General features: G+C 39.5%; 18 protein-coding genes. 14 read left to right on the top strand and 4 right to left on the bottom strand.

Annotation, left to right across the window (positions count from 1 at the left end):
- Positions 1-18: 18 nt before the first annotated feature.
- Positions 19-1212: a DEAD/DEAH box helicase gene (locus HWV00_RS11110; protein ID WP_211681185.1), complete on the bottom strand. Its 1194-nt coding sequence runs from the start codon at positions 1210-1212 to the stop codon at positions 19-21.
- Positions 1213-1508: 296 nt separating this feature from the next.
- On the opposite strand from HWV00_RS11110, the gene HWV00_RS11105 reads away from it, so the two are divergent.
- On the top strand, positions 1509-2726 hold the full coding sequence (locus HWV00_RS11105; RefSeq protein ID WP_211681183.1) for a hypothetical protein: 1218 nt from the start codon (positions 1509-1511) through the stop codon (positions 2724-2726).
- A gap of 201 nt (positions 2727-2927) precedes the next feature.
- Positions 2928-3548, top strand: a complete 621-nt coding sequence (locus HWV00_RS11100; protein WP_211681181.1) for a hypothetical protein — start codon at positions 2928-2930, stop codon at positions 3546-3548.
- Between the two features lie 17 nt (positions 3549-3565).
- Here the strand turns inward: HWV00_RS11100 and HWV00_RS11095 are convergent, their stop codons facing one another.
- Positions 3566-3742, bottom strand: coding sequence for a hypothetical protein (locus HWV00_RS11095; RefSeq protein ID WP_211681179.1), 177 nt, complete (start codon positions 3740-3742; stop codon positions 3566-3568).
- Between the two features lie 321 nt (positions 3743-4063).
- Here HWV00_RS11095 and HWV00_RS11090 point away from each other — a divergent pair, with 321 nt between their 5' ends.
- From HWV00_RS11090 to HWV00_RS11060, 7 genes are all read left to right on the top strand, one after another.
- Positions 4064-5461: a cbb3-type cytochrome c oxidase subunit I gene (locus HWV00_RS11090; RefSeq protein WP_211681177.1), complete on the top strand. Its 1398-nt coding sequence runs from the start codon at positions 4064-4066 to the stop codon at positions 5459-5461.
- The gene (locus HWV00_RS11085) at positions 5461-6078 is read left to right on the top strand and encodes a cbb3-type cytochrome c oxidase subunit II (protein ID WP_211681175.1); all 618 of its coding nucleotides are present in this window, start codon (positions 5461-5463) and stop codon (positions 6076-6078) included. The genes HWV00_RS11090 and HWV00_RS11085 overlap by 1 nt, the downstream gene beginning before the upstream one ends.
- Positions 6078-7544, top strand: a complete 1467-nt coding sequence (gene ccoP, locus HWV00_RS11080; protein WP_211681173.1) for a cytochrome-c oxidase, cbb3-type subunit III — start codon at positions 6078-6080, stop codon at positions 7542-7544. Before HWV00_RS11085 ends, ccoP begins: the two co-directional genes overlap by 1 nt.
- Positions 7545-7594: 50 nt before the next feature.
- Positions 7595-8851, top strand: coding sequence for a molybdopterin-dependent oxidoreductase (locus HWV00_RS11075; RefSeq protein WP_255554495.1), 1257 nt, complete (start codon positions 7595-7597; stop codon positions 8849-8851).
- On the top strand, positions 8852-9484 hold the full coding sequence (locus tag HWV00_RS11070; RefSeq protein WP_211681171.1) for a hypothetical protein: 633 nt from the start codon (positions 8852-8854) through the stop codon (positions 9482-9484).
- A 360-nt stretch (positions 9485-9844) separates the two neighbouring features.
- Positions 9845-11623 carry a YdiU family protein gene (locus HWV00_RS11065; RefSeq protein WP_211681169.1) on the top strand — a complete coding sequence of 593 codons (1779 nt, stop codon included), beginning with the start codon at positions 9845-9847 and terminating at the stop codon, positions 11621-11623.
- Positions 11624-12301: 678 nt separating this feature from the next.
- Positions 12302-13864: a methyl-accepting chemotaxis protein gene (locus HWV00_RS11060; protein WP_211681167.1), complete on the top strand. Its 1563-nt coding sequence runs from the start codon at positions 12302-12304 to the stop codon at positions 13862-13864.
- Positions 13865-13951: 87 nt separating this feature from the next.
- On the opposite strand, the gene HWV00_RS11055 is transcribed toward HWV00_RS11060, so the two are convergent.
- On the bottom strand, positions 13952-14341 hold the full coding sequence (locus tag HWV00_RS11055; RefSeq protein WP_211681165.1) for a nuclear transport factor 2 family protein: 390 nt from the start codon (positions 14339-14341) through the stop codon (positions 13952-13954).
- Between the two features lie 318 nt (positions 14342-14659).
- Between HWV00_RS11055 and HWV00_RS11050 the strand changes: the two genes are divergently transcribed.
- The 4 genes from HWV00_RS11050 (at position 14660) to HWV00_RS11035 (ending at position 21303) form a co-directional block, all read left to right on the top strand.
- Positions 14660-16687: a transglycosylase SLT domain-containing protein gene (locus HWV00_RS11050; RefSeq protein ID WP_211681163.1), complete on the top strand. Its 2028-nt coding sequence runs from the start codon at positions 14660-14662 to the stop codon at positions 16685-16687.
- Positions 16688-16818: 131 nt separating this feature from the next.
- Complete coding sequence (gene ansB, locus HWV00_RS11045) at positions 16819-17883, top strand: L-asparaginase 2 (RefSeq protein ID WP_211681161.1); 1065 nt, start codon at positions 16819-16821, stop codon at positions 17881-17883.
- 415 nt (positions 17884-18298) lie between these two features.
- Positions 18299-19762: an aspartate ammonia-lyase gene (gene aspA, locus HWV00_RS11040; protein WP_211681159.1), complete on the top strand. Its 1464-nt coding sequence runs from the start codon at positions 18299-18301 to the stop codon at positions 19760-19762.
- A 239-nt stretch (positions 19763-20001) separates the two neighbouring features.
- Positions 20002-21303: an anaerobic C4-dicarboxylate transporter gene (locus HWV00_RS11035; RefSeq protein WP_211681157.1), complete on the top strand. Its 1302-nt coding sequence runs from the start codon at positions 20002-20004 to the stop codon at positions 21301-21303.
- Between the two features lie 183 nt (positions 21304-21486).
- On the opposite strand, the gene HWV00_RS11030 is transcribed toward HWV00_RS11035, so the two are convergent.
- Complete coding sequence (locus HWV00_RS11030; RefSeq protein ID WP_211681155.1) at positions 21487-23187, bottom strand: bifunctional UDP-sugar hydrolase/5'-nucleotidase; 1701 nt, start codon at positions 23185-23187, stop codon at positions 21487-21489.
- Between the two features lie 601 nt (positions 23188-23788).
- Here HWV00_RS11030 and HWV00_RS11025 point away from each other — a divergent pair.
- Positions 23789-24706 carry an AAA family ATPase gene (locus HWV00_RS11025; protein ID WP_211681153.1) on the top strand — a complete coding sequence of 306 codons (918 nt, stop codon included), beginning with the start codon at positions 23789-23791 and terminating at the stop codon, positions 24704-24706.
- Position 24707: the final 1 nt, after the last annotated feature.

Here is a 24707-nt window from a genome sequence, read left to right as displayed (position 1 = left end):
AACTCAGACTTGATATTCTTACCTTCTATTTCTTTTTTTAACCTTTTTCTTGGCTTTTTTAGGCGCTTCTGCAAACTCTTTATGGAAAGGCTGTTCTGTAATAACAGGAATGACTTGTCCAATGCTTTTTTCAATACTCTTTAATAACGTTATATCGTTTTCTACAGCAAATGAAATGGCCATTCCACTTTTCCCTGCACGGGCTGTTCGTCCTATACGGTGTATGTAGTTTCTTGGATCTTCAGGTAGGTTGTAGTTAATGACTAACGTAATATTATCAACATCAATGCCACGCGCTGCGACATCAGTTGCGACTAATACGCTTAAATCAGCATCTTTAAAACTTTGTAAGGCTTCTTCTCTAGCTGCTTGTGATTTACCACTGTGGAGGCTTGCGGCTGTGATTGATGCTTCTTCTAGCGCTTCAACTATGATGTCAGCACCAGGCTTTGTTTTACAAAAGATGAGCACTTTTTTATAATCAGATCCTTTCAGGATATCAAATAGCAAAGGTACTTTATTCGATTTTTCAAGGTGGTATACACTTTGGTTAATCAAGTCGATAGTTACCGTTTCGGCCTTAATCTGAACTTTTGTTGGATCCGTTAGTATAGCTTTTGCAAGTATTTCTATTTCAGCTGGCATAGTAGCTGAAAACAGTAGTGTTTGTCGGTTCTTTGGCAGTTTAGATATGATGCGTTGAACATCTTTGAAGAACCCCATATCAAGCATTGTATCTGCTTCGTCTAACACAAAGACTTCTAACGCCTGAAAATTTACATCGCCCGTTTTAATTAAATCCAATAATCTTCCCGGAGTAGCCACTAAAATATCAAGTCCAAGCGCGATAGAGTCAACTTGAGCTTGTCTTCCTACACCACCATAAACAACCTTAGTTTTAAGACCTAAACCATCAGAGTAGTCATCAATGTTTTGCATTATTTGCGAGGCAAGCTCTCTCGTTGGCGTGAGAATGAGTGAACGCGTGCTCTTAGCCTTGATATCTATTTTATTTCGCCCAAAATTATTGATAATAGGCAATGAAAAGGCGGCAGTTTTTCCTGTTCCTGTTTGCGCTATACCAAGAAGATCATGCCCATTAATAAGCGCTGGAATACATTCTTTTTGGATCGGAGTAGGCTGTTTATAGCCTTTAAGACTAACGCGGTCAATAATTGACTCTAAAAGTGAAAATTCTTTAAACTCGGACATGCTGCCTCGGTATTCTTTAATCAATAGCGTATTATTCTAACAGAATGCGTTAACATGTTTAAGACGTATTCAAAGAGACGTTTTCTGAGCGATTCCTCAAAATATCCAATAAAAACAATTCAGTAATCAAGAGTTATGACCTCTGTGTTTTCTCAGGTAGGTGGTTGTCATATTACAAACATCTCATTACCGTATATAAAGCGCCTCATACAAACGCTTACAATGGATATAGAACCTTAAGTGCTACCTAGACGTCTATTAAATTATGTTTCGCATCATAATTTAAGGGATTTAAAATGAAAACAGCACTAGCATTAATGACGCTATCATGTGGTTTGGTCATGGGATGCCAAGATTCAAATAACTCTACGACTTCAAAAGCTAATATTGATGTGGCGTTTGAGGGTATTACGACTGACGCTGACAAGCTTGCTTTCTCTCAGTTTAGAAAAACAATGATTTGGCTTAACAAAGATAAAATATGGCCAGGCTTTAATTATCACCACATGCCGATTTATCTGCTTAAATATTCCGAAAGTGGCAAACAAATTAAAGGCGCTTACCTGCTTAATTCCCAAGCTAAACACAGTGACACAGTCGATATTGAGGACAGCGGCCTGTTAAAAGTTGAGCGACACAACAATACCGCGGCAGTCAAAAAAGCCCATAGTGCGCTTGGTAGCGCATATTATACTTTTAACTACAAGCGCGATGGGCAAGATTATTACTTGCACAAATACCAGCAAAGTGGCGCATCAACTGAAAGCGGTGAAGCATTACCTTATTTAATTTCGTTTGCAACCCATGAAGCTTTTCACCAATATCAGGGCAAATGGAATGATGGCAATGGTATCCAAGATTTCTTCGGCTCTTCATCAAAGAATAAAAAGTGCAATGAGCGCTATCCTCTTACAGAACTAGAAATAACGACTCAATTATTGCAAGCCGAGATGTTCAAAGATCTGCCTGATGACTCACTAACGCGCACTCAGGCAGAAGTATTACTCAAAAATTATGTCACCCTGCAACACCACAGAATAATAAATGATAAATCGAATCAGCAATACGTTAATAGAATGGGCTCATGGCAAGAACGCGCAGAAGGTACAGCACGTTATATCGGCGTACTAACGCAGAAAGAATTGTTTAAAAATGATGCTAAGTTTAATACGCCTACATTCTTTTCAAATTATATGGTTAGTGCTTATCAAGATGAGCCCGAGGCATATGATGAAATGAAGCTCAGAGAAACGTTTGCTTGGGGTTACTTCTATGGCGCTGGCGCGTCTGCTACTTGGTTAATGAAGAAGACAGGTTACGACATTATAAAGCTACAACAATCCGTTACTCCCTATTCTGAAGCACTAAAAATGCTTAAAGCCAAAGAGCCTGATCTTGATTTAACCCAAGCTTACATTGAGTTAACCAGTAGCAATGAATATCACGCTATGTATGCAAAATCGAAAACAAGAGCAGCGTTAATTCTAGCTAAAACAAAAATGATATGTGACTAATTATCTAAGGCTCAGAACAAGATTACAGTTCGCTAGGTGAAATCTAGCGAACTACTCCTCCTAAAACATCATTTCAAGCAAGCTTCAGCGCTAAAACATTCTGGTCATCACCTACACATTAGAGCAGGGGGTTATGATTAATGACTTAGTCTGTCAATTCAATGCTACCTTTATGGTAAACAGACACATAAGGGCATTGTAATGGATTTTGATTGGGTAGAGTGGTTTGGTTATCTCGCGTCGCTAGTCGTGCTTGTTTCTCTTACAATGACGTCAATCATAAAGCTAAGGGTGATTAACTTCATTGGTTGTCTTTTGTTTGCTGCGTTTGCCTATTTTATTGGCTCTTTACCGACCATGTTGATGAATCTGGGGATTGCGGGAATCAATGTTTACTTTTTATGGCAAATTTATTCGACAGACGAACAGTTTAAGCTAATTGTTACATCGGTGGATTCTGAATACTTTGAGCATTTCATTTCCACAAATCAGATGGACATTGAGCAGCATATATCTGTAGATGAACTTAAAGAGGCCAATACGGTGTTTTATATGCTGAGAAATAACAGCATCGCGGGTGTATTAGTGGGCAATAATAATGAGCAAGGTGTGTTGTCAGTGCTACTGGATTTTGTCACACCGGAATACCGTGATTTGAAGTTAGCGAATTATTACTATGAGTCGCATCCAGATGCACTCAAACGTATAGGTGTTAATACGCTTATGGCGAAACCGATGACGCAGGAACATCGAGATTACTTGCTCAAAGTGGGTTTTCAGCTTGCAGGTGGTACTGAAGGCGTTTATCAGAAACAACTTTAAGGGAGGAGCGTATCTCCCTAGTCATGTAGATCCCAATTAGTCATAACATCCATTGTCATCTTGTTAGTGACGCCTCCTCGAATTGACTCCGCTTTAAACATATCAGGTTGAATGCCTGCAAGTATGAAGTCATGAATATCATAATGGTCTACTCCTATCGAATTCTGCTTGTAACGAACTAAATTCAATTTCAATTTTTAAGCTCTCATTATAATACCGCTAACTGTGCTTTTATTTACTGATTTGTCTATGTTCAGTTTTTTTGAACTCGGGGTTAAATTCATTCTGATATTTTTAACTTTTAGGGATGGCTATACTCTCGGCTCTTAGAAATAGAGAGTCCAACATGTTTGAATTCGTTACCAATTATTCATTAAAAACACATCTATCGTTTATCACTACGGGCTTATTGTGGCTTGCGCCGCCGCTTAATTTAAATGCCTACCTAGGTGTACCGTTTTACTTGACCATTAAAACACACATCGTATTAACCGATGTAAACAGGGAGCATACCCATGTATGAAAATGAAGAAAAATTAACGAAAGCATTTGTTATTGCTGCCATAGCTTGGGGCGTTATAGGAATGTGTATTGGTTTAATGGCGGCTTTGCAGCTATATCTACCACAATTAAATTTTGCAAATGAGTATATCAATTTCGGGAAAATAAGACCCTTGCATACTAACGCCATCATCTTTGGGTTGGTTTGCAACTTTATAATCGGTCTTTCGTTATATATCGTGGCAAAAACATCAGTCGTGAATCTAGTATCCAAAGGCTTATCGTGGTTCTTGTTCTGGGGTTGGCAGATAACATTGGTCATCGGCCTGATATCAATCGCTTTAGGGTATACATCAACGAAAGAATACGCTGAATTTGAGTGGCCAATTGATATCGCTATTGTGGTCCTCTGGCTAACGTTTGGCTATATCTTTTTTGGCACGCTAGCGAAAAGAAAAACCAAGCATATATTTGTTTCAAACTGGTTCAGTGGTGGGGTAATTATTGTTATAGGTTTAATTTATTTAATCAATAATTTAGCCATTCCAGTGTATGCATTTAAAGGTTACTCCATATTTTCTGGTGCGAGTGATGCACTTGTACAGTGGTGGTGGGGCCATAACGCAGTTGGCTTCTTATTGACTGCTGGCTTTGTGGGTACCAATTACTATTTTATTCCCAAGTTAGTGAATAGACCCATTTATTCATATCGACTTTCGTTAATTACTTTTTGGGGTTTAATCGGTTTTTATACTTGGGCTGGTACACATCATTTACTCTTTACATCGGTTCCAACTTGGATCCAAAACATTGGCATCGTGATGTCTATTCTATTGTGGATACCGTCATGGGCTGGCGCATATAACGCTTGGATGACTTGTACTTCAAATAAAGAAGAAATGAAGAAAAATCCCGTTGTATGGTTCTTTTTATCATCAATTGCCTATTACGCATTAGCCACATTTGAAGGTCCTCTTATGGCGATCAGATGGTTCAATATGATCGCGCATAATACCAGTTGGGTTATAGGACACGTTCACTCTGGCGCGCTAGGTTGGGTTGGTATGACGTGTATCGCTACGTTCTACTATTTCATTCCTAAGTTATACAAAAAAGAACTCTACTCATATGGTCTTGTTAAGGTGCATTTTGTACTCGCTCATATCGGCATATTGTTCTACATAGTCTCTCTTTGGATTGGTGGTATAGGTCAAGGTGTTAAATCGTTAAGCTTAACTGCATCTGGTTCTCTTACTTATTCATTTGTTGATATTTTACGGTTTATGGAACCTTACATGCTAGGACGTGCAATTGGTGGCGCCCTGTTTATCTTAGGTATGTTAGTGATGGTATATAACCTCATCATGACGGTGAAAAAAACACAAAAAGTAGTTATTGAAGGAGCATATTAATGGAAGAGTCAATTTCCAAGTCAGTAATGGCTTTTATTACGATCACGACAGTCGTCGTTCTATTTTCATTCTTTGTGTGGGTTTTTCCAGGGTTCTTCTTCACTAACGATCTTAAAGAAATAACGACAGCCAAACCATACTCGGCTTTAGAACTAGCTGGACGAGATGTTTATATGGCTGAAGGTTGTGTGGCATGCCATACCCAAATGGTTAGAAACTTGGAACCGGAAAGAAAAAGATACGGTCGTCCTAATAAGATGGAAGATGATGTTTATGAGTTTAACTTTTTGTGGAGCTCACAAAGAACTGGCCCTGATCTGACTAATATTGGTTTAAAGTACACTGAAAGCTGGCACAAACAACACCTAATAAATCCTCAAGTAGTTGTTCCAGCTTCAATTATGCCTCAATATCCGTGGCTTTTTGAAAAGGAAATTAAAGTGAGTAATGTCATTGCTTCAATGCAAGCGATGCAAAAGTTAGGTGTTCCGTATACAGACACGCAAATTGAAAATGCACCGACTAAAGTTGAAGGTAAAACGAGAGGTGATGCGCTTATTGCTTACTTGATGAGTCTGGGTGTCGATACGCGTGAAGAAGGTGGGGATTTAAATTAATGGAATCCATAAAAATATTCTCAAGCGTACTATCGATTATCTTCTTTTTTATCATGGTTGCCGTTATTTATTCACAGTTCAGAAAAAACAAAACTGCGGATAGTCATAAAACAGTTGAGCAGTTTGATGGGATTGAAGAAAAAGATGCGCCAATTCCTAAGGTTTTCTTTGTTGCGTACCTTATTGCATTTACAGGCGCCATTGTTTACCTCCTTTTATATCCAGGTGTCGCGTCTTGGAAAGGTTTTGTCGGTTGGACACAGAAGGATGACGCGTATGTGGCTAAATCTATTGATCTTAACAGTAATATTAATGGCGTAATCAACGCGCATACTGATGAGAAGATATTTACGCTTTTACAAAAAGATCCGCTTGTTTTGCAGAGTGGTAAAGCATTATTTGGTGATAATTGTTCTGCTTGTCATAGTCAAGATGCAACTGGGCAGCACAACTACCCTAACTTAATTGATAAAGATTGGTTATACGGTGGTTCACCTCAGAATATTTACACGACTATATATAATGGTCGTCATGGCAAAATGCCTGCTTGGAAAGATACGTTAAGTAATGATGACATAGATGAACTGACGCAGTATGTTTCTCAGCTAAATAAAGGATCATTTACAAGTAATGACCTTTTTGATGCGAATTGTTCTTCATGTCACGGAAAAGATGCCCAAGGAACACAGGGCATAGGTGCACCTGACTTAACTGACAACATCTGGCTTCATGGTTCAACCAAAAGTGATATTAAGCGCGTTATTGAGAATGGCATGCGCAACAAAATGCCTGATTTTGGTGACCGCCTTACGCAAAATCAAATGCTGTCTTTGACCTCTTATATTGTCTCCTTACAAGATGAACCAGAAGAAAATATCGGGTTTATGCAAGCGAAGACGTATATTTTCTCTCGAAATGAAAAACCATTGCCAGCCGTACTGACTACCTGTGTGGGCTGTCATGGCTTGGATGGTCTTGGCAGTGTTCCTGATGCGCCTAAATTAGCTGGATTAAAAGCGGTATATATCTTTAATCAGTTGAACTTGTTTTCATCAGGTTTAAGACAAAATACGTCGATGAAAAATGCGGTGTCCGATTTAAATGTTAAAGATAAATTACTTGCTGCTAGCTATTTCAGTTCACTCGCTTCGCCAGCGATAAGTCAAATCAATCCCGATAAATCAGCAGAAGGGCTGATTAACGATCCGACTGAACGCCTAATATTCCAAGGTGATTGGCAACGAGCGCTCCCAGCTTGCTCGACTTGTCATGGCCAAAAAACGGAAGGTAGCCCGTCATTTCCAAGATTGGCTGGTCAATCTTCTGACTATTTAGAGAAGCAATTATTTGACTGGAGAACGGGCGCGAGAGCGGGTGACCAAGGTCAAATGATGCAAAATGTCGTTAGAAAGCTGACAGGTGATGAAATTAAATCTCTATCTAAATATTTATCAGAAATTAAATAACCAGTGGCTGGTTTACAGGCTAATAGGTTTAAAGGTTAATAGGATACGCAATGATGAAAATGAATAAGTTAAGAAGGGAAATCATTAAAGCAGCGGGCTATGTCGCTTTAACTGCTGCACCATTAACAGCTTTCTCTAAAGAGTTTATGAAAGATGGAAGCATGTATTCAGATGGTGAAGGAGTGAGCTATGCTGATGGTCCTAAGCCAGTACTAAGTACATTCCCTCAAAAAGATAACCTTGTGATCGTACATACTCGACCACCTCATCTTGAAACGCCTTTTAATGTATTCAATGAAGGGTTAATAACACCAAACAACCGTTTTTTTGTGCGTTATCACTTAGCTGACGTTCCTGTTGCCATCGACACTGATAAGTATACGATTACTATTTCAGGGTCAGTTGATAAGGAAGTTAAGCTAAGTTTAGCTGAATTAAAGGCAATTGAAGGCCAGCAAGAAATCGTCGCGGTACAACAATGTACGGGTAATAGCCGAGGTTATTCATCACCACGTGTTTTTGGTGCGCAATTAAGTAATGGCGCAATGGGGAACGCGAAGTTCAAAGGTGTACCACTTAAAAACGTGTTAGCTAAAGCTGGTATTTCAAGTGCAGCGACAAGTGTCATCATCGATGGTTTGGATAAGCCGGTACGAGATACGACACCAGACTTCCAAAAATCATTACCTATTGACCATATTATGACGGGTGAACCTATGTTGGTCTGGGAAATGAATGGTGAGCCCTTACCATTTTTAAATGGTTTCCCAGTGAAGTTAATCGTTCCAGGTTGGTATGCAACGTATTGGGTTAAACATGTATCACACCTCAAAGTGATAGAGGATGAGTTTGACAACTTTGACGCTTTCTTTATGACAACAGGGTACCGTTTACCTGACAATGATACTAAAAGTGAACTACCAAATAAAAGGGCTAAAACGACATTACCTGTGAATCGCTTCCCAATAAGAAGCTTTGTTACTAGCTTAGAAAATGGTGATGACGTTAATGCGTCAACCAGTATTGAAATTAAGGGGATTGCTTTTGATAGTGGTAGTGGTATCAAAAACGTAGAAATTTCAGTCGATGGTGGAACAAAATGGATGCCCACAACGCTTGGTGAAGATCTTGGTCGCTTTTCCTTTCGAGGTTGGAAGTTAAGCCATAGTTTTAGTGAAAAAGGAAGAACATTGGTGATGGTAAGAGCAACAGGTAATAGTGGGGAAACACAATCTGTAAATGCATCTTGGAATCATGGCGGCTATAACCGCAATGCGATTGAACGAACAAGTATTAAGGTGGTTTAAATGCGATTTTTACTTATTATAGTAGCGCTATTCTCATTAACAGCGAAAGCTGAAATCGTATCAATTTCATTACCTATGGATAATACCAAGCTTAAGCCATTGGCATTACCCGGATATGGACTTGCGCAATCTAAATGTCATCTTTGTCATTCCGTTGATTATATAATGTATCAACCACCAGAAATGGATCTGAAAGAGTGGATCGGTGAGATGTATAAAATGCGTAACGAATATGGCGCGCCGATCAGCATGGATGAAGCTAAAGTTATTGCTGCTTATTTATCAGTTGCTTATGGCTCTGAAAAAGAAACTAATAAAAAGATAATAGCCTTAACTAACCTAGCTAAAACCAAGAAGGTCTATAATCCTGAGAATTTAGATGTTCAATCACTGCTATCGGATAATGATTGCTTAACTTGCCATAAAGATACGGGCGCTTCTTCTATCAAAGCCCTTTCTATCAAAGCTCTGTCTATCAACGACATTCGAGCTAAATATGAAGGAACGGATAACGCAGTGGATAGATTAGGTGTGGCGATTAAACATGGTGCACTTGGCATGCCTAAGCCACCTATAAACCGCCGTGAAGCAGAAACTATTGCAAAATACATCCTAGGGGAAAGTGCGAAATAGACCACTCTTGAAATCAGTGTAGTCACTAATCATTTATTTTAAATGATTAGTGACTACATCTTACCTCTCGATAAAAAAGCTCTGAACATTTAACGCTCAGTGCTTTTTTATCATAAACTCAATCATTCCAAATCATAGCGTTAATACTATGACCCTTACTCTATTCAGTCATAACTAGTACCTACGTTTTGTAAAATAGCATTATTTGGGCTTGGTATATTGCGCACATTTGAGAAATTGGCGGGCAAGGCAAAATAAATCGTTATATATTACTGCTGTAAAATTAACACTGGTGTAGATACTTTCGATTCTGTAAAGTCAGCAGTATCTGCCTCTTAACGAGCCTTGGTATAAACAAATATGACAAATCGACAGCCTCAGAAAACCTCCGCGACTATATCGACGCTCAAGGAACTTGCAACGTTGGCAAACTATTCCCTCATGGACACGCTTAACTGCGATCCTGATGCGAAAGAAAATGGTGCTGATCACGCACCGAGACAAGTCTTTACGGGCCATTATGTCCCGGTCAATCCGACACCAATCAAAGATCCAGCGTATGTAGCGCACAGCAAGAACTTCTTTTCCGAGCTTGGCTTCGCCGACAGCATGGCTGAATCTTCTGACTTCCTCCGCATGTTCTCTGGTGACATTTCTCAGGTTCCAGAACCGATGCGCAAAGTCGGTTGGGCGAGTGGCTACGCACTTTCTATTTACGGTACGGAATACATCCAGCAGTGCCCGTTCCAAACCGGCAATGGATATGGAGATGGTCGTGCAATTTCTGTGCTTGAGGCCGTCATCAAGGGTCAACGCTGGGAAATGCAGTTGAAAGGTGGTGGCCGTACGCCATATTGCCGCGGTGCCGACGGTCGTGCTGTCTTACGCTCTAGTATTCGCGAGTTCTTGGCTCAGGAACACATGCACGCACTGGGCGTGCCCACTTCTCGGTCTTTAAGTTTGTACGTTTCAAAGACCGAAAGGGTGAAACGACCATGGTACTCGGAGGGTTCAAGATCAGAGAATCCTGACATGCTTATATCTGAAGCCGTCGCTATCTCGACACGTGTCGCACCGTCATTCATCCGCGTTGGCCAACTCGAACTTTTTGCTCGCCGAACCCGTAAAAATGAACATCCAAAAGCGATGGAGGAACTCGAGAAGATTGTACTGCACTTGATTGATCGTGAATACGCAGACGTTATCGATACACAACTAACCACCTCAGAAAAAGTGGTATTGCTGGCACGGGAGTTTCGTGGCCGTCTCACGTCACTGATAGCGGATTGGATCCGTGTCGGCTTCTGCCAAGGTAACTTCAACAGCGACAATTGCGCAGCCGGTGGCTTTACACTTGATTATGGTCCCTTTGGTTTTTGTGATGTGTTTAATCCGTATTATCAACCTTGGACGGGTGGTGGTAACCATTTCTCGTTCATGAACCAACCTAGAGCAGCTCAACAAAATTTCGATATGTTTTGTTCGACTTTACGACCGTTACTGGTATCTAATCAGCAGGATTTGCTTGCGTTCGACGAGATCCAAAGTGAATTTTCGGTAGTAATGGATACGAAAATGAAGGCGATGTGGGCTACCAAGTTGGGGCTTATCAATTTGAAGAGTGAGTCTGATAAAGCACTTTGCAACGTGCTCATCAAGGAGCTGCAAACACTCATGATGCAAGCGCCTGTTGATTACACTATTTTCTTCCGCGAACTATCCTCGATTCCTGACGACATTGGCCCACTCAAGAAAAGTTTTTACAGTAGTCTATACAATGATGCTGCGGATGATCCAGATAGCTTAGAGTTGGAAAAGTACTGGGCTGAGTGGCTAGAAAAATGGAAAGTGCTCCTTAACAGTGCTAGTGACGCGAATGGTCTCTCATCCCGAACCAGTGAGGACATTTCTATGCAGATGAAGCTCGTTAATCCAAAATATATTTTACGAGAGTGGTTTGTTATGCCGGCTTATCAGCAAGCAACTACGGGGAATTACGCGCTAATTCGAGAGTTACAGGGCGTGATGACACAGCCATATGCAGAGCAGTCGAAGGAAGTGGAAGATAAATACTATCGATTGAAACCGCTTGAGTTCTTTGAGGTGGGTGGATTGTCGCATCTTAGTTGTTCATCGTGATGTAATGAGTCAGAACAAATCGATGTAAATGACTATTCTCAATATTATGGGGCTATATCAGTAGCAGGATAATAGCCCTCATCTCCCAAAATTAAAGTTGTTACCATGCTTGCGCGTAAACCTTGCTAAAACACGTCATCGTTGAGATCTTTTTTTATGAGTTTCCAACATTATTAACTCAAGGGTGACTGTCTCATATTACAACAGTACATGCGGAGGCTATTACAAGGACAATTACGAATTCAATTGTGACCCGGACTTGATTAGATTAAATATTATGCAAAAGCGCTCTCCTTCCTATAGTGACTTGTATCCCATATTAGAAAAGCATTCTAAATCAGTATTTTAATCAAAATAAACGCGAAAGCGAGTTTCATTAAAACTAAGCATCAAGTGTTACGAATTAAAATTGGTTCTAGAGGGGCGGAATAAGCGTTAGAGAGGATTTTATGCCGGAGTGATGAAATATGATTGCGCATTATTATCTTTTTAAAGATATACGATAGAAACAATTACAGCGTTAGGTGAACCGAGCAATACACCTCCAACCACTACCTAAGGAGTAGGCTAAAGTGTAGGATACACGCATGTAAGATAATATAGTGCGATCTTAACAGGTGAAGTGAATACAACGTATTTCATTTATTTGTCTAGGTGCTAGTACCAAGGATGTTGTGTATGAAAAAATTAATATTAATAACGGTATTTGTCATGTTTGCGATTGCAGGCATAACGAGTATCACCTCTACCTCTTATATATCCAATCAAAAGATTGATGACATTATATTGAAAAAATCGCAGGCTACGGCCGAAGTGATTGCTAAAAATGTCGAGTATGTATTACAGAATTCATCCCAGCCATTAGTTGATGTACAAGCATTAGTTCAGTCACTTTCTGAGCGTACAGATATTATCTACGCTGTTTTCATCGATAGAAAAATACAAGCTGTTGCCCATAGTGATATAAAAAAACTAAACAAAGTCTATAAAGATAGCTACACCATCGAAGGAGCGGGTAAAGGACAACCTAAATATTCAAAATGGTATGCGGATGTTCAGGAAATGTGGGTATACGATATCATGGTCCCTGTTCGTAATGAGAATGGTCAGCTATTGGGGGCATTTGATATTGGCATCCCAATTTCAGAAGTAGATGATGCAGTGGCTGATATTATGCTCACTCAGTTAATCGCAATCATAGCCATCTTTCTCATTTGTGCTTTCGTATTAATGTGGTTACTGGGTCGATTTTTCAAACCTCTTGCTAGCTTACAACAAGCGTTGGAAGATATATCAAAAGGCGATGGAGACTTGACTGTTAAATTACCAGTGCAAGGAACAGATGAAATTGCCCATATTTCTAAAGCATTCAATGTTTTTGTCGGTAATACGAATGAAATAATTTCTCAAGTCGTCGAAACGGGTGTCGGTATCGGCAATTCAGCGGCTGAACTTCGCAAACAATCTCTGCTTGGGCTTTCAAGGGGTCAAGAGCAAAGCGAACGAACGTTATTAGTCGCAACGTCGATAAATGAAATGATCGCCACTATTAATGAAATATCACAAAATGCAGCGGGTGCAGCAAATTCAGCAGACGGTGCAAATAGCGATACGCAAGCAGGGCGTAAAACATTACAGGATTCTTCTAATACCATTAATAACCTGGGTGGTGAAATGAATGACATGTCATTGGTTATTACATCATTAGCGGAAAGAACGCAGTCAATTGGTTCCATACTTGACGTGATAAGAGGCGTTTCTGAGCAGACGAATCTCCTTGCGCTTAATGCTGCAATTGAAGCAGCACGAGCGGGGGAGGCTGGCCGAGGTTTTGCCGTTGTTGCTGATGAAGTTAGAAACCTTGCGACTAAAACTGCGCAATCAACGGATGAAATTCAAAGTATGATTAATCAGTTACAGCATGAGGCCAAAAACGCGGTTCAGGCAATGGAGAGTAGTCGCTCGTTAACTGAAGAAGGAACAAGAACAACTGCACAAGCTCAGGACGTACTTGAAAAAATATCATTACAAGTGATGGCTATTTTAGATATGAATACTCAGGTTGCAACAGCTACCGAAGAACAGTCTTGTGTCGCAAATGAAATCAATATCAATATGGACTTGGTCAATAACTCTGTGCAGGAAGGTTTGGTTGCCAGTCAGGCATTAGAAACGTCGAGTAAAACTTTGGAAGAGCTTGCTCAAACGTTAGATCTGCATGTTGGTTCATTCAAAATATAATATTGTAGGCTTCTAATTCTAGGGCTATTTATCACCTTGGAATACAGACCTAGAAGCCTGAACATATCGAACTAAGAAGTCGGGGAGTTATCCTGCTACCTGTAGTAATTCCCCCATCTTCTTATGGATTAAGTTAACGGCTTTGAGCGGGCGAATACTGACTTTGAAGTCGATGATCTTGCCTTCATCATCCCATTTGATCATATCTACACCATTCACCAAAATGCCATCTATCTCGACTTCGAATTCCAGTGCTGCATCGTTATCACTGATGATTTGGCGGACATAATTAAATGATTCATTGACGAAAACGCTCAATGCCACAGTCAAATATACAGAGGTTATTATTTTACCTGCTTGTGGTGTATGCGTGACTGGTGAATGGAAAACAACCTTGTCAGAAAGCAGTAGGTCAAGATCATCTGTATTACGCGTTTTAAGTAGTTGGTGCCAAGCATCGACAGTATTAAGTTTCATCTATTTTCCTCCAAAGAATTGATTAATAAAAATATAGTACTAATTACTGTAAATAGACGTGAAAATGCTGAAGTAAAATAAACAAACGTCAAAAACACTAACCGCCACGAAAGTATCGGGTATACGTTTTCGGCCTTTGAAGTCATTCGGGATAGTAATTATATTGTTGTGACTTTGAACTTCTTGAATAACACCTACACTAAAAGAGAACAGATCCGATTACATTCCACATAAGTATTTAGTTAGCTGTGGTTTACGTATAATGTTTTAACAGGAATTTATGACTCTGCTAAAGTAGAGTCTCTCACGGACGAATCGATGAAAATATTTTTTATACCTTTGTTTATATTATCATTTTCAAGTTTAGCCACCTCGCTTACGTGGAGTCAGCAAAGGGGGCTGTATACGCAGGCTGTTGACTTACAAGCACAACAAATGTGGGCTGAAGCGTTACAAAAAACAAAGCTTATTCCTGAGTATCCATTAACCTATCTACTTGAATACCAACAGCTTAAAGCACACTTTAGTCGCAACAGTTTGTTTGCAGTGCAATCTTTTATAAAGGATAACCCCGATCGTCGCGTGAGTTATGATCTGCAACGAAGTTATTTATATTACTTAGCAAAAAATCAATATTGGCGTGAGTACTTGTCTTTTTATCCGCGACTTCCTAATTCAGTCGACTTGAAATGTTATCATTTTCAGGCGCGAATAGCGGGCGGTCAAGCCGATGAAATTTGGACTGATGTGCAAAAAACGTGGTTAACGGGATCTTCCTTGCCGAATGCTTGTGATAGCGTGTTGGAGTATTATCTTGATAGTAAGCAAATATCTCAGGCGTTAATTTTACAGCGTTTTCACTTAGCGTACGCGAAGAATAAAACTTCCCTTATGTCCTATCTAATCACCTTAATGGACAAGGAAAATAAACTGTTGGCTAAGCAGTTATATGCTTTACATAAAACTCCGGAAAAGGTATTAAACAGCCCGCTATTTAAGCCCCATTCATTAAACGATCTCTCATTTAGCAACCTATCATTTAATAATCACTCATCTAACAACCTCTCATCTAACAACGGGGTACATGCTAACCACGACTTTTTAGTTGCTAGTATTAAACGTCTTGCTAAAAAAGACATTGAATTAGGGTTAAATGCATACCTCACTTATGAGCGTAAAAAATCTTTTACATCGGCAGAGAAAATCAAATTAGAAAAATACCTTATATCGCGCATTATGATCCGTAATGAAACTCAGTTGTTACCTTGGTTAGATGAAGCACTTTTGGCTTTAGGGAATGCACCATTAACGGAACGTCGTATCCGTTATGCGATTAAATTTGATAATTGGGCCGATATAGAATATTGGCTAGACCAGTTGAGTGCTATTACGCAAGTGGAGAATAGGCAAGGGGATAATAGGCAACTCGATAGTAAATGGGTGTATTGGCAAGCACGGGTATTGGAAAATAAACAGTTACCAAGTCAGGCCGATAAGCTTTATCAAAAAATTGCGACTGAGCGTAATTATTACGGCTTTTTGGCTGCGCAGAAATTAGGATTAGATTACCAATTTAATGCCAAGGTCGTCAGCGAGCAGCAGCAAGACTTAGATCACCTTGCAAGACAGCTCACGCATATTGATGAACTGTATTTCCACCAACATAGGTATTTACTAAAACGTGAGTGGCGAGTCTTAATTAGCAATCAAAGTATCAATCTGCAAAGGCAGTTAGGCTTATTTGCCTTCCAAAAAGGCTGGGCTCATCTTTCGGTCGTTGCCAGTATTATGTCTAAAAGTTGGAGTGCGTTGAATATTCGCTTCCCGGCAGCTAAACCCCAGCTATTCGATGCTCATGCCGATCGATATCAACTCGATTCAAGTTATATTTATGCTATTACGCGTCAGGAAAGTTCGTTTGACGAGTCTGCTCGTTCGCCAGTCGGGGCGCGTGGTTATATGCAACTGATGCCACAAACAGCAAAAGAGACAGCACGTAAAATTGGGTTGAAAAGTTATAAGAAGAAAACGCAATTAACCGATGGTGATATCAATGTACAATTAGGTACTGCCTATTTTGATAGTTTACTTAAGCGTTATAAGGGGAATCGGATACTTGCAACTGCCGCGTATAATGCGGGTCCAAATCGAGTAGACCGTTGGCAAGGCAGCAAAGATGGTAGAGCAGAGCAAGCCTTAACGATGGATAGTTGGATTGAATCCATCCCCTATAAAGAAACCCGACGCTATGTTAAAAATGTTCTAGTCTATAACGTCATTTATCAGCACATTTTAGATAAACCACTTGAGTTTCTAAAGCCTAAAGAAGTCAGCGCTCGTTTTTAACACGCTTGTTTTTTAATGTTGATTGTTTTGTTGTTAAGTATTTAAATGTGATAACTACCTCAAAAGTATTACGTGGTTAGCATATAATTTCGCACAGACAAAACAATCAAAATTACTCGCGGAGGGTATAAATGAAAAATAATCCAGTTCGTTTAGCTATGATGGTTACCGGTATGTGTTTTAGTTCGTTTGCGTTTGCTTCAACCGAGCTTCCAAATATAAAAATTCTTGCCACTGGTGGTACGATTGCAGGGGCAGGACAATCGGCAATAGGCTCTAGTTATACATCAGGTAAAGTAGGGGTTGATGATCTGATTTCCGCAGTGCCTGAGATGACTAAAATTGCAGATATTAGCGGTGAGCAAGTGGTCAAAATCGGCTCTCAGGATATGAATGATGAAGTCTGGTTAACACTTGCAAAGCGTGTTAACACATTATTAGCGCAAGATGATGTAGACGGAATCGTGATCACCCATGGTACTGATACGATGGGTGAAACGGCATACTTCCTTGATTTAACAATTAATAGTGATAAACCTGTTGTACTTGTAGGAGCTATGCGTGCATCTACAGCCATGAGCGCCGACGGTCCCATGAATCTATATAATGCTGTTGTCACAGCAGCAGATAAAGATTCGAAGGGGCGTGGTGTATTGATCGCAATGAACGACAGTGTGTTTGATGCTCGCGATGTCACTAAAACAAATACAACGGCTGTGGATACTTTCCAATCACCAAATTATGGCATATTGGGGTATATCCATAATAGTGATGTCACTTATAAGAATAGCGCTGATATTAAACATAAATCTGATACCGTATTTGATGTGTCTACGTTAACAAATTTACCTAAGGTTGGCATAGTTTATAACTATGCCAACGCATCTGACCTACCGGTAAAAGCCCTGATAAATGCAAAATTTGATGGTATTGTCAGTGCAGGTGTCGGTAACGGAAACCTATATCACACTATCTTCACTGAACTGGCTCAAGCGAGTAAAGATGGCATCATGGTAGTTCGTAGCTCTCGTGTACCAACGGGGTCGACGACACTTGATGCCGAAATAGATGATGCAAAATTTGGCTTCGTAGCATCAGGTACTCTGAACCCACAAAAAGCCCGTGTTTTACTCATGTTATCTTTAACGCAAACCCAAGATTACAACGAGATCCAAAAGATGTTCCAGTACTATTAATGCCGATCTCTAAGCGCTAATATTAAACAAGATGCCGGCGTGATGCTGGCATCATTTTTATACAACGGAATAAACCTACTATATTACCCTCGGTATTTAATCCTGTTTTGATGCTTAATCCACCTGCCGAACAACCTAAAGTTCATAAAATAAACGTATTAATTCAAAATCATCATTTATTGATTATTTACAGATATATCGATCATCTAGCCATAAAGGGGTATTTGTGGCGGAATCAATTATAAATATCGATAAAACATGCAGATTCATAGGTCGAAAAAAACATTCGTCATATTCGTAAATCTTTGTTTTTAAAAGGTGATCGAAGCCCGCTTTATTAAAAACAATAGAACGTATTATCCACTCAGAATCTTTATATCTTCTTTACACATAATTCAATTAGCAGAGTGTACTTATGACAGTATTAACAACCGATTTCACTTTAGAAACTAATCTAGAAACCCGCTTAGAAACTGACTTACTAGGTGTTAAACAAATACCTGCACACGCTTACTACGGTATTCATACATTAAGAGCGATGGAAAATTTTAATATCAGTAGTGAGAAAATTGGTGACTGCCCAGAGTTTGTACGTGGCATGGTAAAAACCAAGAAAGCAGCAGCATTAGCTAACGGTATTCTCGGCACTATTCCTGAAGAAATCAGCGACGCTATTGTTAACGCATGTAATATATTCTTAGCAAGCGACGATTTCTACAATCAGTTCCCTGTTGATGCATTCCAAGGTGGTGCGGGTACATCGGTAAATATGAATACCAATGAAGTCATCGCCAACATCGCATTAGAACAGATGGGACATGCCAAAGGTGCTTATAACCATATCAACCCAAATGATCATGTGAATAAAAGTCAAAGTACCAATGATGCTTATCCAACAGGCTTTCGTGTTGCATTATTTGAACGCAGTAATGCTGTATTAGTGGCGTTAACGTCTTTAAGCGAAACCTTCTTAGACAAAGCTGAAGAATTTAATGACGTATTGAAAATGGGACGTACTCAGTTACAAGACGCTGTTCCAATGACATTAGGTCAAGAATTTCACGCCTTTGGTATTACCTTAAAAGAAGAAATCAGAAGCATTAGACGTTGCCAAGAATTATTGCTTGAAATTAACCTCGGCGCGACAGCAATCGGTACCGGTTTAAACTCGCCAATTGGTTATTCAGAATTAGCGATTCAAAAACTAGCTGAAATCACGGGTCATGCATTTGTACCTGCAGAAGATTTAGTCGAAGCAACCTCTGACTGTGGCGCTTATGTCATGTTGTCGAGCGGATTAAAACGTCTAGCGGTGAAGTTATCTAAAATTTGTAATGATTTACGTTTGCTTTCTTCTGGTCCTCGCACTGGTTTAAATGAAATTAATCTACCTGAAATGCAAGCTGGTTCATCAATTATGCCAGCAAAAGTAAACCCTGTGATTCCTGAAGTAGTTAACCAAGTTGCGTTTAAAGTATGTGGTAACGATTTAACTATCACCATGGCTGCGGAAGGTGGGCAATTACAATTGAATGTAATGGAACCTGTGATTGGTCAATGCCTATTTGAATCATTATCGTTATTAGAAAATGCGTGTTTCACGTTACAAGACAAATGCGTTAAAGACATTACTGCTAATCGCAAGGTATGCCAAGACTTCGTCTTGAATTCAATTGGTATTATTACTTATCTAAACCCTTTCATTGGTCATCATGAAGGCGATGTTATCGGTAAAATCTGTGCTGAAACAGGTAAAAATGTACGTGAAGTGGTATTGGAACGAGGTTTATTGTCTGAAACAGAGTTAGATGAAATCTTCTCTATCGAAAACCTAATGAAACCAAAATACACAGGGAAACGTTTTACTAAATCGGTTTAATCAACGCTTTATGACATAGAACCAAGTTAAAAACATATTGACTGTTCGCGATTTTAACCAGAGTAGGAGTACCGTTTAATCTTACGTTTTGTTAGAAAGTATAAGCAAAACACGGAAACGATTGAACGGGAAACTTTGGTGTAAGAACACGGATAAAAACGATTAACTGGGCAGAAATCTGTTTTCGACAAATGCAGATTTATCTATCGAATAATTTTTAATCTTAATCGGAGTTTACTATGATTGTTGTACAACTTTTTGTCGTACTGCTGTTCATCTATTTAGGTGCGCGTATTGGCGGTATTGGTATCGGGTTTGCGGGTGGTGCGGGCGTACTTGTCTTAACCATGATCTTAGGTCTCGATGCGGGATCTATCCCTATCGATGTAATATTAATCATCATGTCAGTGATCACGGCTATTGCAGCAATGCAAGTGGCGGGTGGTATGGATTGGCTAGTTGATTTAGCAGAAAAATTTCTACGTAAAAATCCAAAACACATTACTTTCTATGCACCTATCGTAACTTATTTCATGACTGTGTTAGCGGGTACGGGTCACACTGCATTCTCGACGTTGCCAGTGATTGCAGAAGTGGCAAAAGAGCAAGGTATTCGTCCATCACGTCCATTATCTATTGCGGTTGTTGCATCGCAAATTGCCATTACCGCATCGCCAATATCTGCCGCTGTGGTGTTCTTCTCTGGTATTCTTGAACCACTCGGTGTGGATTACTTAACGTTATTAGCGGTATGTATCCCATCAACATTCATCGCGTGTATGATTGGTGCATTCATTGCAAACTACTTGGGCTGCGAACTAAAAGACGATCCTGTGTATCAAGACCGTCTTGCTAAAGGTCTTATTAAGATGAATGGTGTCGGCAAACGTGAAATTTTACCTACAGCCAGAACATCTGTTTATATTTTCTGTGCCGCGATTGTGGCTGTTGTCGCTTATGCAACGATGATCAGTGGTAGTGTGGGTCTTATTGAAAACCCAACGATAGGGCGTAACGAAGCAATTATGGCGTTGATGCTTACAGCTGCTGCGAGCATTGTTACTTTCACTAAGATTGATGCGTCTCAAATTGCGAACGCAGCAACATTTAAATCAGGCATGAGTGCTTGTGTGTGTGTGCTTGGTGTTGCTTGGCTTGGTGATACGTTTGTGTCTGCTCATATTGGTGAAATCAAAGAGTTTTCAGCAAGTATCCTTGAACAATACCCTTGGATGTTAGCGGTTGTTTTATTCTTTGCTTCAATGTTGCTTTACTCTCAAGGCGCAACAACCACAGCACTGATGCCTGCTGCACTTGCGATTGGTGTTGCACCGATTACGGCAGTTGCTTCTTTTGCTGCAGTAAGTGCGCTGTTTGTATTACCAACTTACCCGACATTGCTTGCCGCGGTAGAAATGGATGATACAGGCTCTACGCGTATTGGTAACTTAGTCTTTAACCACCCATTCTTCATTCCTGGTGTTGCGACTATTTCAACGTCTGTTGCACTTGGTTTTGTATTTGGCGGTCTTATTCTTTAATTGGCATTCGCCAAAGCTAAAAGAAACTGAAGCGAAAGCTAAACAAAAATTAGACTAAACGAAAAAAGACGTCATTTAATGTAAATGGCGTCTTTTGCGTTTTTGGTAAGCTGAAGTAATAAAACCACCGAGTAAAGCAGGGTGGTTTATTGTGTATAACCATTATATTTACGGCTGTCTGATTTAAAGTCGATCGGGAGTATTTTTAATAAAATCAATGAAGCAATCTGCCATCGAATGATGAGTGATAATCCCGTCACCTTCCATCATGGTTAACGCTTCATAACCTTCTTTACCTTTCATGGTATAAGCGGAAGAGGTACCGTAATAGAGCATATCATGGTCGATATTTATCCAGCCATCTTCTGCTGTATTAATCGTAAGCTCAGCTATTCGATTACCCAGAGGCCGTTCGGCATAGTAGTTAAAATCCAGATTGTAAGTATAAGGATAACTGCCCGAACCGGAACCAAGCAGTCCATTATTGGTTGCGTTGTTGATAGCTCCTTCTAATGCCTGTGCGATATACTTTCCTTTAATACGATAAGCACCGATGGGCACTGCAAAAGGAAGTAACTTGCCTGCAATATCAGCAACTGAAATATTCCCCTGATATAAGGATGTTCTCACGCCTCCCGCATTATGAATTGCAAAGTCGACTCGATGGCCACTTTTATTCATCATATGCGCAAAGGATTCGGCGACGAGAGGCGCAATATCACTGCCACCGTTTATATCAGGAATACGTATATGCCGCATATCCTCAGCGACACGCGCAATGACAGTGCTCTGTAATTTACGTACTCTCGGGATATATTTATCTTGTAGCAAGCTTTGTAATAGCGGATCTTTTTTACATACCACCACGTTTTTATGCTGAGTGAGGTAGAGGCTAGCTTTTGTATGGATGTTATCATTATGGGCTGTTAACAAGCTTGTATCAGTACAGAGTCGACGGCCAAGAAGTAACTCATTTTTACCTTTAAAAGCGGTAACCGAACCATCGGCTGCAAAATCAATGTCACAGTGACCAAGCGCTTGTGAGTGAAATCCAGCTTGAACAATATAAGTGCCATTCACCTGATGTCCATATTCAACTTCTTTTTTCAGTCCTAAATCACTAAAGTCACCCTGAAGTGTGTGGCTATGGCCGCCAACAATCAGGCTAATACCATCCACTTCTTTCGCTAACTCACAATCACCATTAAAACCAAGGTGGCTTAATAATATTATTTTGTTAATACCTGATTTACGGATGGCTTGGACTGTATTTCTGGCTGTTTCAAAGGCATTAACAAAGGGGGTATCCGGATCTACATTGGCTATATCAGCCATCTTATCCAAAGAAACCCCGAATATTGCCACGGGTTCGTCATCGAGAACACGTGTCATCCAGCGTGCGGTCTGCGTATCAGGTTGATAAGATAATAAGTTTGTTCGGCCGTTTAAATAGTGAGATTTAGTTGTTATTTCGTTAGTCAGATCCCAGTTACCAGCGAGTAGTGGAAACTTAATACGATCTAAAAATTCAGCCACAGGCTCATTGCCCATATCAAGTTCATGATTACCAATGGTCATCACATCGATACCTAATGCATTGAGCATATCGGAATTGGCTTTGCCTTTGAAAAGGGAGAAATAAAGCGTCCCTTGAAAGCAGTCACCAGCATGCAAAAACATAAAGTCACGGTTATGCTGCAGGGCTCTGGCTTTAAGTTGTTTCGCTCTTGTCGCTATTCGGGAGAATCCGCCATTACTCACATACGGCGAGATAATCTTGCCGTCTATATTAAGTTGTAACTGCAGTGACTGAGGTTCAAAGTAGGAGTGGGTATCATTTATATGTGCCAGTGTTATCCTAACTGGCTTATTCTTTTTCATCATAATGTTTCAATTTTTATCTGTATTACGACCGATAGTAACGTATTAATGATGACATTATCATGAATATATTCAGATCAACGAAATGGGTAACTGCAATACTGGATCAGTATTAGAATCTAAACTGTTGAATCAATTTTACAACGCCCACTTAATGGAAAGGATTTATAGATAAGCTTATCCTATTAGACCATGCTCCCTCTGCATCATAAATTCAAAGCTGAATTCATTAATTTTATAATAAGGCTAACGCGATATTGCCCCAAAGTGAGCTAGATCTTTTACTCACTACATACCTATTTTTGTTTCCCATAGATTTTCTCATGTGAGGAATGAAAATGTTTTCATAAATTCGTTCCCTAATCTACCCCAATATTACTCAGACATTAGATATATTTATGATTAAATATATCTAAAATATACCGTTTCAACAAAAATCATTCTAAACGATATAGTTATTAAATTTCATTAAGTTAGAATTTTTATATTGTAAACCGACCTATACCGCGAATATGAATCTATTTAGCGTATAAATTATTTGGATAAGTTACGCTTAATCACAACAAATTTCATCTCATAGACTATAAAAATATTAGGATATTTAATGGGTCATCAACCATCTATTCAAGACAAATTACAACAGTTGATTCAAGTGTTAAACGAAGGGTTAATTGAGAGAGATGAAGAAGTTAAGCTCGCACTTTTAGCTTTGATAGCAAAAGAAAACTTATTACTTATTGGCCCTCCAGGAACCGCGAAGAGTGAAATTTCTCGTCGTTTTGCTAAAGTGATCAAAGATGCAAACTACTTCGAGTATTTATTAACGAAGTTCACCGCACCTGAAGAGGTTTTTGGACCGCTTTCAATTAGTAAACTGAAAAATGATGAATTTAGTCGTAAAACTGAAGGCTATATGCCAAGTTCTAATGTGGTATTTTTGGACGAGGTATTCAAAGCAAATTCTGCTATTCTGAATTCTTTACTCACTATTATGAATGAGCGTATATATCATAATGGTGCAGTCAAACAGCAAACACCTTTAACTTCACTCATTTCCGCTTCAAACGAACTACCTATAGGTAACAGTGAACTCGAGGCACTTTATGATCGTTTCTTAATTCGAAAGTTTGTCAATTATGTTAGTGATGACAATATTGAACGTTTAATTAATCTTGCTCCTAAACCTTTCGATGTACCCGTGCATTTACAGCTCACTGTAGACGAAATAGAAAGCATTTCACAAGCAGCAAAACAGGTGACGATTGAAAACGATATCATTTCAATTATCAAGAGAATTCGTAAACAGTTTAATGATGAATTTAAAGATAATTCTGATGAGCAACTTTCAGATCGTAGGTTAGTTAAGATAGTTAAAGTTCTTCGAGTATCAGCCTATACGAATGGCAGAAGTGAAGTTAACTATTCAGATTTGGTTCTACTTAAGCATTGCCTTTGTAATAACTTTGAAAACTACAAAAAAGTTAATAAAATCATTAATGAAAATATTAATATGGAGGTATAAA

This window comes from Moritella sp. 24, assembly GCF_018219155.1.
Classification (GTDB): domain Bacteria; phylum Pseudomonadota; class Gammaproteobacteria; order Enterobacterales; family Moritellaceae; genus Moritella.
This window is presented reverse-complemented; position numbering and strand designations above follow the sequence as displayed.